Annotated in this window: 5 protein-coding genes and 5 pseudogenes; 4 read left to right on the top strand and 6 right to left on the bottom strand. The window is 35.9% G+C overall.

Annotated elements, in window-relative coordinates; genetic code table 11:
• Window positions 1-2,211, top strand: a pseudogene (locus WG67_RS03920) (WPE palindromic element domain-containing protein); the annotation flags it as partial.
• A 117-nt stretch (window positions 2,212-2,328) separates the two neighbouring features.
• Here the strand turns inward: WG67_RS03920 and WG67_RS03915 are convergent.
• Window positions 2,329-2,917 (bottom strand): annotated as a pseudogene (locus tag WG67_RS03915) (transposase); the annotation flags it as partial.
• Between the two features lie 68 nt (window positions 2,918-2,985).
• On the opposite strand from WG67_RS03915, the pseudogene WG67_RS06340 reads away from it, so the two are divergent.
• The 3 genes and pseudogenes from WG67_RS06340 to WG67_RS07535 all read left to right on the top strand — a co-directional run.
• Window positions 2,986-3,812: pseudogene (locus tag WG67_RS06340) on the top strand (IS5-like element ISWpi1 family transposase); the annotation flags it as partial.
• Window positions 3,813-3,903: 91 nt separating this feature from the next.
• Entirely contained in the window at window positions 3,904-4,284 is a 381-nt protein-coding gene (locus tag WG67_RS07540) for a helix-turn-helix domain-containing protein (protein WP_007549224.1), read from the top strand.
• 42 nt (window positions 4,285-4,326) lie between these two features.
• Complete coding sequence (locus tag WG67_RS07535; protein WP_255322255.1) at window positions 4,327-4,755, top strand: IS630 family transposase; 429 nt, start codon at window positions 4,327-4,329, stop codon at window positions 4,753-4,755.
• A gap of 28 nt (window positions 4,756-4,783) precedes the next feature.
• Here the strand turns inward: WG67_RS07535 and WG67_RS06330 are convergent.
• The 5 genes and pseudogenes from WG67_RS06330 to WG67_RS08585 all read right to left on the bottom strand — a co-directional run.
• A pseudogene (locus WG67_RS06330) lies at window positions 4,784-5,167 on the bottom strand (DUF6444 domain-containing protein); the annotation flags it as partial.
• 205 nt (window positions 5,168-5,372) lie between these two features.
• Complete coding sequence (pnp, locus tag WG67_RS03885) at window positions 5,373-7,640, bottom strand: polyribonucleotide nucleotidyltransferase (RefSeq protein WP_070356939.1); 2,268 nt, start codon at window positions 7,638-7,640, stop codon at window positions 5,373-5,375.
• 14 nt (window positions 7,641-7,654) lie between these two features.
• Complete coding sequence (gene rpsO / locus WG67_RS03880) at window positions 7,655-7,927, bottom strand: 30S ribosomal protein S15 (protein WP_006279944.1); 273 nt, start codon at window positions 7,925-7,927, stop codon at window positions 7,655-7,657.
• A gap of 12 nt (window positions 7,928-7,939) precedes the next feature.
• Window positions 7,940-8,278, bottom strand: coding sequence for a hypothetical protein (locus WG67_RS03875; RefSeq protein WP_231115842.1), 339 nt, complete (start codon window positions 8,276-8,278; stop codon window positions 7,940-7,942).
• A 7-nt stretch (window positions 8,279-8,285) separates the two neighbouring features.
• Window positions 8,286-9,105, bottom strand: a pseudogene (locus tag WG67_RS08585) (IS5 family transposase); the annotation flags it as partial.

Raw genomic sequence — 9,105 nt, 5'->3', positions numbered from 1 at the left:
GTTAATTAGGGCTATATATGATCTGCCATTTGGAAAAATAATTTTGCCTAACTTGAATTTGAAAATTAAAGAGAAAGACTGGAAATCGCTTGATAAAAAACATTATCAATATTGCCTGAAAGATCTGCTCGATTATTTAAAAGTGGATAGAAGGGATGTGAGTTTTCTGCCAGAAGCGTGTTCTCCAGTGCCCAGACACTGGGATCCAGAAAACTTAACTTTAAATGAGCGCACCAGGTGGCTGTATAATGAAAACTGGATCCCAGTGTCAGCTACTTGGATGACAGAAGAAAGGGCTGGGATAACAGGAAGTCCTGAGGAATATCTAGATTACGTCTTTGATACAACTGCCGATCTAAGCAAAGTTAGTAGTGGACATGTTGGCAATATTGAAGTCATCACTTGTGATTCCAGAGAGGAAGAAGCACAAGTGACATCATTAATTATAGAAAATGAAGGTTATGAAAACATTTCTTTGGTCGTCTTTGATAAATTACTTGCAGCTCGTATAGCATGTTTATCAAGGCAACACAGTGCCATACCGGAAAATTACCCTTATATAACGCTTCTGCTTTATAGTATCGAAGTTTTGACCTCAAATTGGAGCAGTGTGTCATTACTTTCGCTCCTTAAACATAGGCTAGTGACTTTTGGTTACACTCAAGAAGAGTACACTCGGATTTTATCTGAATTTGAAATAGAGATATTACGCAACTTTAGTACAAATGGTCTGAGCATATTATAAATGCTATCAATGCCCATAAAAAGCTAAAATACAAAGAAGATATATTACTTATTATCAGTAAGTTAGAGGTTATATTTAATCCTTTACTTCGTTCTATAAATTGCTCTATTTTCGATGTGGTAGCAACTCATTTGCAGTGTATTAATATATTATCTGGTATAAATTTTTCAGAGCTAAATAGTGAAATAGGTAATTTTACCTGTAATTTCTCAAATGCATGTGAGGGTGTAGGAATTAAATGCTCCTTAGAGTTATATAGCCAAATTCTGACCTTATTTTTAGAGAAAGAGTTTTTCTTTGTAGCAAGTGACTTGAATAAATTCAGCTTATATCACAACAAAGTTGTAATACTTGCTGGATTTAATGAAGCGCCAAGCTTTCAAAGTCCGCTTTTGAATGCACTTACGAGAGAAAAATTTAATCTTCCTTCTGCACAAGAAGAGCAGGGGTATTTTTTTTATACTTTACACAATTTGTTTTGTGCAAGTAAGGTTTATATTACAAGATCGCTAAGCCATAGAAAGCCAATTCTATTGCAGCGTTTGGAAATTCTACTCAAGGAGGGGAAGCAGCCGTATCGTGATTGGCTAAGGATATTAAATACGCCTGAATGTACTGTTCCATGTACTCAGCCTATGCCAAAACCTCAAACCGAAGTTAGAAAAGAAAAAATGCAGGTGATGTCTTGCAGTGCAATAGAAAAGCTAATTCGTAATCCTTATTCATTTTACGTTGAATATATACTGGGTCTTAAACAATTAAGAGACTTGAATTTCAAGCCATCGATATTGGAATTTGGCACTATGGTACACAACATTCTTGCAAGATATTTACGCAACAAAAAATCTCCAATGAGCATTGCACGAGAAGCATTCTCGACTAGTCAGTTTAATTTTTCAAATATGTGGTGGGTAAGACTACAAAAGATAATTCAATCTTTTGTCGAATTTGATGAAACTCGAAGCAATTATGTTGAGTTGGAAAAGAACTTTTCCTGTCCGATATTTCATATTCCAGCGCGTGACACTGGTTCTTGTGATCAGTATGAAACTGCTTGGATGACAAATAAGCCACAAGAAATTTCACTGATAGCAAGATGTGATAGAGTTGAGTATCTACCAAGTGGGCAAGTGGCAATTATAGACTATAAGCTTGGTACACCACCTTCCAATGAAGAAGTAATGTCGGGATTTTTTCCGCAATTAATTTTACAAGCCTTAGCGGTAGAACATATAACAAAAAGAGAAGTCTCAGAACTTGCTTATTGGAAACTTGATTATGATAAAATAAAAGTTATTTCTATACAAAATTATAGATACAAAATGCAAGAATTAAAAAATGATCTGCCTGGTTTTTTATCTAACTATTTAAGTAATTCCACACCCTTTATTGCCTCTCCATATTTTGATAAATTCCTGAGATTTAACAGCTATAAACAGCTAGAAAGGGTAGGAGAGTGGTTGTAAATGGTGTCATCCGAGTACCTGACACTGGTTTCCATCCAAAAGGGTGTCATCCCAGTGCCCAGACACTGGGATGGCTTTGTTGCATCACACTTTATGAGATGGTGATTTATGGTAAATTCATGTAACTATCTCAAATTTAGCCATACCAATATCAGTGAATTTATTAAGCAAATAGCATTTAGTTCTTTTTCTCGATTTATCTCAGATTTATTCCTAAAACTAAATCCGAATATTTGCTTTAATCTTGAGAAAAACCCTTCAATATAAGATCTTTTCCCATAATTTACTTCTTTTTTCCATTCTTTCATGCCATCTTCACCGTATAATTTTATTAACCTAATAGCAGCATTCCTGTCAGACATATAATCTATTTCTGGATGTTCTGCCGCATTGTTTATTGGTGGAATTTTTGTCTTTATATCATATTCGTTACACAACTTATAAAACTTGTGCCTATCACATGCTCTATCTGCATATAGTGCTTTTATGGCATGCTGAAAATCAACTTCTTTTAGCAAATCACAAGCTCCATAGTGATCAGCCGTTACTGTATTTTACAGCTATGGCTTTTTTGTTGTTTATATTCAACATTACGTGCAATTTTCTCGTTTGCTCATAGCCACGATATTTTCTGTCAGTGCTATTTTCCTTGCTGTGTGTTGTTGTATATACTAATTCCTGTACTGTCTATAGCAATTTTGATATTTCCATCTTAGAGGTTGTCCGGAAACAAGTAAAAGGCTATAATATCTGAAATTTTAGTACGGGGTAAAGATGAGAAAAAAGTATCCAACAGATCTAAGCGAAAGGGAATGGGCAAGAATAGAAAAACACTTCAGAGTATCATACAAGAAAGGAGGAAGGCCGCCAAAGTATAGCAAAAGAGAAATATTAGAAGCAATTTTCTATGTATTGCGTACAGGGTGTCAATGGCGGTATTTACCAAATGATTTTCCGCTATGGAAGACTGTGTATGAGCAGTTCAGGCAATGGAAGAAGCAGGGAATTTTTGAGAAAATGAATTATGAAATTACAAAATATAGTAGAAGAAAAATAGGAAGGAATGAGCAGCCGAGTGCCTGTATAGTAGATAGTCAATCTGTAAAGACTACAGAAAAGGGGGGATCAAAGGCTATGATGGAAGTAAAAAAGTAAAGGGTAGAAAAAGGCATATAATTACAGACACTCAGGGTTTTATACTAGGTTGTTACGTAGGCGCTGCTAACGAAAATGATAGAGATGGTATTAAAATAGCATTAAACAATATGAGAACAAAATATACTAAAGTTAAAAAAATGTGGGCTGACATGGGATACCAAGGAAGAAATTTAAAGAATCACATAAAGGAAGAATATGACATAGATATTGAAATTGTTAAAAGGCCTCCATGTAGATTTTGGGTGCACAAAGATACGCCACCTGAGCTACTACCAACAAGAGAACAAGGGTTTAAAGTACAGCCAAGAAGATGGGTTGTAGAAAGGACTTTTGCTTGGGTTAATAGGAATAGAAGGCTATCGAAGGAGTATGATTTACTCACAACATCCACTGAGAATTTCATATACCTAGCTATGAGTAGGGTTATGTTAAAGAGACCATATTATAGCCTTTTACTTGTTTCCGGACAACCTCTTATAGCTCTTTTCATAGAAGTCCGGATGTGATAAGGATAGATAATGATAAGGAGGTTGAATGCCAGCAGCATATAGTTATGATTTAAGAAAAAAAGCAATGGAGGCGCTAGACGAAGGAGAAAGCAGAGAAACAGTGGCAGCAAGATTTAAGATTGGACGAACTACTTTATGGGAGTGGCAGCAAAGAAGAAAAGAAACAGGAGACTTTCAATCAAAAAAACTTGGAAATGGGGGTTACAATCACAAAATTACCGACTGGGATACCTTTGCCAAATTTGCCAGAGAACACGGAGGAAAGACTCTATCGGAAATGGCTAAACTTTGGAACAACGTTAGTATCCAAACGATCTATCGAGCCCTTAAAAAAATTGGATTTACGCGCAAAAAAAGACATATGGATACAAGGAAAGAAACGAAGAAAAACGTGCTGAATTTTTGAAAATTATAGCGACAAAAGAACCTAAAAACTTAGTGTATATAGATGAGTCTGGCATTGATAACACCGAACTACGGATATTGCCAGAAAGGACAGCGGTTTTATGCCTTAAAATCTGGAAAGAAAACTCAACGAATCAGTATGGTTGCAGCCTTAAGTGGAAGAAAGATAGTTGTTCCGTTAACCTTTGAAGGCCACTGTAATATGGATGTTTTTAATGGATGGTTTGAGCAATTTTTGACACCGATCTTGGAACCTGGACAGACTGTCATTCTTGACAATGCTACTTTTCATAAGTCTGATAAGATTATCGAGCTTGCTAAAGGGGTTGGTGCAGAAATTTTGTATCTGCCGCCTTATTCTCCAGATTTCAACAAAATTGAGCATCATTGGTTTGCTATAAAAAACAGAGCCAGGAAAAACATTCCTCTATTCGAATCCTTTCGTCGTGCTGTTGATTCTGCCTTCCTATGACCTGTTCGGACTATTATGAGAAATGCTATACTACATAAGGCCTAATTTCCGGAAGATCAACTTTTTGGTGAACATAAGGTTTTTCGCATATTACAAGCTCTCCTCCGCATTCGCAAATATTAGACAACTCTATTTTTACTACTTTATCCGCTTCCATTGTAGCATGAAAATTTCCTTTATGCCCAACCTGATCGCCAACATTCCTTTCGCTTTTTGGCTTGTCCTTTTTTGTTTTGTACAATTCTTTAGAGCTCGGTAGAGATGAATTTTTCGAGTTTAAACCAAGCCTTTCCTTTAATTCAGCGTTCTCTATCTTTAAAGCTTTATTTTCTGCTTTTAAGTTTTCTATCTCTGCTTTCAGTTTTTCTATTTTTTGCTGTAAATTTTTGCAAAGTTCTAAAAGTTTTACCACATTACCTCACTTTTGCTCTATGATTATCTTTTTAGATCACTTTGTCTACCTTATTCTACCACTCCGCTGAACGGATACCTTGGGTTAGCTATAGCTAACACCACAATTGTACTAACATTGTGATTTGAGAACAACCTTCACCAGAAAGGGTGTCATTCCAGTGTTAAGCACTGGAATGACGAGAGGTAACGCAAGAAGTTTACTCTTAATAAAAACCTGATGATGAATCATTATTACCAAATTTCGGCCTATTTCTGTTGCTGAAACCAGAACGAGGAGGCCTCTTATGGTGACTTCCTCCAGGTTTTCTACTAAATGAATTATTGTAATAATTATCCCTGTCATTTGGACCATCTTTCCTTTCCTCGTTGTAAAGCTCACCTTCAAAAAACTCTCCCGTCTCTTGATCAACCCGACGTCTTGACAACTTTGGACACCCACCTTTTTCGAAGTCAATTACTAGTGCTTTGAAAGTATCATCTTGTTTAAGTACGCTCTCTATAGAATCTATATGTTCATTAGCTACTTCACTTATGTGCATTTTTCCTTTTCTGCCATTAAGAAATTCAAGCTCTACAATAGACTTCTCTATCCTTACAACCTTGACATCAACTATAGAACCTTGTTCTAGTTCTGTTATTGAATCAATCATCATACTCTTTGCAATTTCAGCTTCAGTGCCACTCGTAGCAAAAACAGAAACTTTACCATCATCTCCTATTTCAATTTTTGCATTACTTCTTTCACACACACTGCGTATATTTTTCCCCTTAGAACCTATAGCAGCAGAAATTTTGTCTTTATCTATGTAAAATGATAACATCCTTGGTGCATGGTCTTTGACATCATCACTGTGTTCTGAAATCACTGCATTCATTTTTTCTAAAATATGTAATCTTCCAGCTTTTGCCTGTTCTAAAGATTTTTCAACAATTTCAAAGCTTATACCAGAAATTTTCATGTCCATTTGTAGCGCCGTAACCCCTTCACTAGTTCCTGCTACTTTAAAGTCCATATCACCAAGATAATCTTCATCACCAAGTATATCGGAAAGTATTACATACTCGTCTTTATCTTTGATGAGACCCATAGCAATTCCAGCAACAGGGGCCTTTATTGGCACACCCGTATCCATTAAAGCAAGAGAAGTCCCACAAACTGTTGCCATAGAAGAAGAACCATCAGACTCCAAAATTTCGGACACTACTCTTATTGTATAAGGAAATTCAGACTTATCGGGTAAAACAGGATGAATTGCTTTCCAAGCAAGTTTGCCATGACCGATTTCTCTTCTTCCTGGTGCACGCGCAGCAGAAGTTTCTCCAACAGCAAATGAGGGAAAGTTATAATGCAACATGAAATGCTCACGTCTATCCCCTTCAATATCATCCACAATTTGCTCATCTTGAGTGGTGCCAAGAGCAGTAACAACCAGTGCCTGAGTATTGCCTCTTGTAAATAGTGCAGAACCGTGAGTTTTGGACAGAATATCAACTTCAACTTCTATCTGACGTATCTCATCATGCTTACGACCGTCTATCCTTACACTTTTCTTCCTAATTATTTCACGTACTAAAGATCTTTCAAAGTTTTTTACTGCATACGTAATTAACTTTTCGTCTTTTCCAGTTTCTTTAAGAGTATTCAATATATTCTCTCTGATCGCTTCTAGAGCTTGAACTCGCTCTTGTTTTACTGTTTGCGAATATGCTTTTTCAAAATCTTTACCGTATTTTTCGAGCTCTTGTGTTATATCTGATGCATCAATAGGGGCAAAGCTCTCAGGTTTATTGCCAATTGTATCAGCAAACTCTTTTATGAGCTTAATGACAGGCTTAAGGTGTTCATGGCCAAATTTTATTGCATTAAAAACATTTTCTTCAGAGAGCTCTTTCACTTCTGATTCAACCATTAAAATTGAATTTTCATCACCAGACAAAAACAGATCCAAGCTGCTTGCTTTCATCTCTTGAACAGAAGGGTTGAGTATATAGTTATTATTTTCATCACAACCAACCATCACTCCAGCTATAGTAAAGTGAAAGGGAACACCAGAAATTGCAAGAGCTGCAACAGCACCAATCAATGCTGGCACTTCAGGAGGATTGACTGTATCATAAGTTAATAGATTGCACACCACACTAATTTCATCATGAAATCCTTCTGGGAATAGTGGTCTTATACTTCTATCTATTACTCTTGAGATTAAAGTTTCTCTATCAGATGGCTTGCCTTCTCTTTTAAAAAACCCGCCAGGGATCTTACCCATGGCATAGCTTTTTGCGATAAACTGCACATTTAAAGGTAGGAAATCAACGCTTTCTTCCTTCTTTTTACGTACAACAGTTACTAAAACAGAAGTATCACCGTAATTTACAACTACTGAACCATGAGCTTGGCGTGCTATTTTTCCTGTTTCTAAAGATAAGGCACGACCACCCCACTCTATAGATTTTTTTATAATTTTAAACATATTAAATTCCTCGATTATTTTCTAATGCCTAACTTCTCTATTAATTCCTGATAGGCTTCATTACCAAATTTACGCTTTATATAATTTAAGTGCTTGCGTCTTCTACCTATCAATATAAGTAAACCACGCTTAGAGTGATGGTCATGCTTGTGCACTTTAAAATGCTCAGTTAAGTTACTGATCCTCTCGGTCAAAATTGCACATTGTACAAAAGATGAGCCTGTATCATCTTCTTTAATTGCATATATATTTATCAAACTCTTTTTCTTTTCGGATGTTATCGACATCTAAACCTCATTTTAAATATTAAAAACACGAATAGGTTTCACACAACCATAAATAAAACTGCAGATTGCAATAGGTACACTACCCACCACCGTACAACAAATATCATGATTCTTTAAATTACGCAAGTTATTTAATACAACTTCCTGACCTTTTCTGATTTTCCCCGCATCTTCTAGGGAAATTTCAACTTTGAACATCGATTTTAAAGCCGATTCAATGGGGATGACGAAACTTTTTGTATTACTCCCTGTCACTCCATCATCTTCTGTCATTCCACCCCCCTCTGTCATCCAAGTAGCTGACACTGGGATGGCTTTGTTGCATCGCTCTTCGGATAGTAGGTAACGCACAATAAATTTATGAAGCTATCTCAAATTTAGCCATACCAATATCAGTGAACTTATTGAGCAAATAGCATTTAACAAGTAGTTCCTTCTCTCTATTTGTCTCAGATTTATTCCTAAAACTAAACCCGAATGTTTGTTTCAGTTGCGAGAAAAAACTTTCTATATAAGATCTTTTTCCATAACTCATCTCTTTTTTCCACTTCTTTATACCATCTTCATCATATGACTTTATGAGCTTGACTGCAGAATTTCTCTCAGCCATATAGTCTAACTTTGGATGCTCTGCTGCGTTGTTTTTCGGAGGAATTTTCGTTTTTATACCATATTGATTACACAGCTTATAGAGCTTTTCTCTGTCATATGCCCTATCTGCATATAGTACTTTTATGACATACTGAAAATCGACTTCTTTTAGCAAATCACAAGCTCCATAGTGATCAGCCGTTACTGTATTTTACAGCTATGGCTTTTTTGTTGTTTATATTCAACATTACGTGCAATTTTCTCGTTTGCTCATAGCCACGATATTTTCTGTCAGTGCTATTTTCCTTGCTGTGTGTTGTTGTATATACTAATTCCTGTACTGTCTATAGCAATTTCGATATCTTCCATATTATTTTCTGCAATCATTTATCTTAATATTAAGTTTCTTTTGATGCTTGTGAATAGCTGCAAATCTCTTCCTATTTGTTGCAAATACCCTTTTATAAACCCGACTGTTTGTCTTAAACCAATTCTAAAGAAACTGACGATTATATGCACCAAAATCACAACTTTATCACTATAAATATAGTTGCCGCCCTGCATTTTTGGACAATTCTCGTACCAAT

It is taken from the genome of Wolbachia endosymbiont of Drosophila incompta (assembly GCF_001758565.1).
GTDB lineage: Bacteria > Pseudomonadota > Alphaproteobacteria > Rickettsiales > Anaplasmataceae > Wolbachia > Wolbachia pipientis.
The sequence above is the reverse complement of the archived record's forward strand: the minus strand, read 5'-3'. Positions and strand labels throughout refer to the sequence as shown.

What these genes read in the sequence shown, in the direction of transcription:
- WG67_RS07540 (WP_007549224.1), top strand. Translation starts at nt 3,904, where the DNA reads ATGCCAGCAGCATATAGTTATGATTTAAGAAAAAAAGCAATGGAGGCG.
- pnp (WP_070356939.1), bottom strand. Translation starts at nt 7,640, where the DNA reads ATGTTTAAAATTATAAAAAAATCTATAGAGTGGGGTGGTCGTGCCTTA.
- rpsO (WP_006279944.1), bottom strand. Translation starts at nt 7,927, where the DNA reads ATGTCGATAACATCCGAAAAGAAAAAGAGTTTGATAAATATATATGCA.
- WG67_RS07535 (WP_255322255.1), top strand. Translation starts at nt 4,327, where the DNA reads ATGAGTCTGGCATTGATAACACCGAACTACGGATATTGCCAGAAAGGA.